The sequence below is a fragment of the Bartonella sp. AP19HLJMH genome, from assembly GCF_042196245.1.
GTDB lineage: Bacteria > Pseudomonadota > Alphaproteobacteria > Rhizobiales > Rhizobiaceae > Bartonella.
In genome coordinates, this window is sequence record NZ_JBHIPX010000080.1 from 1 (window position 1) to 926 (window position 926).

1 protein-coding gene is annotated in these 926 nt (G+C 43.5%); it reads right to left on the reverse strand.

What is annotated here, in order from left to right; genetic code table 11:
* Window positions 1-926, reverse strand: a 926-nt coding sequence (locus ACFINR_RS09470) for a tyrosine-type recombinase/integrase (protein WP_375654242.1), incomplete at both ends; no start/stop codon positions are given.

The following is a 926-nucleotide window of genomic DNA, read 5'->3' on the forward strand; positions in this document are numbered from 1 at the left end:
AGAATGGTTTCAGCGACCTCATAGGGAGCATCGGTTGTCTCAGCGAGCCAATCACGTAAACTAGAGCGAAATCCATGCGGGCAAGCTTCAATTTTATTTTTTCTCATATACGCCGCCATCATCGTATGTGAAAGAGGACCACGACCGGTAAGTGAAAAGATGAAATCACTTTTAGAGATACAGCGGGCTTGTTCAATTAGTTTTATTGCTTCAGATGATAGGGGCACGCGAAACTCTGTTGTGGCATCACGCTTGCCTTTCATATTTTCAGCAGGGATTGTCCAGATATCATCTTCAATCTGATCTTCACGAATATGACGCAAAGGATTGCTACGAACCCCTGTAAGGATAAGCAGACGCAAAGCTAAATGTTTTATAGTTGTTGTTTTGCAGAGAAATTGGTAAAAAGCCGGCACATCTCTCCAATCCATGGCTGGTAAGCTTTGTTTTTTATGACGTTGTTTGCCTAAGAGAGCGCGTGCTTTTTCTACTGCTTGTAAATCAACATCTAACCCTAATGCAGCCGCATGTTTGAGACAAAGATTAAGACGCATTAGTGCTGTTCGAGCAGTTCCAGCTTTTGTATGCCAAATAGGGGCAAGGGTATCGCGTATCTCTGTTTGCGTAATCTCTGAAACGGGCAGACAGCCTAATTTAGGGAGAATATGGAGGCGTAAGTGTAAAAACCAATTACAAGACTCACCATCATTCTTTAATTCAGCTTTACGGCTTTCAAAAGCATCTAGAGCAATATCTTTTAAATAATGGAGATTGCGCATTGCCTCACGCTTTTGTTTGTTGCGTTCTTTAATAGGGTCACGCCCCTCACGTAAAACAGCCCGCCACCTAGTTGCCAATTCACGGGCTTGTTTTAAAGAAACATCTCGCAAGGCACCCAAGCCCATTTCACGGCGCCGACCATGAAT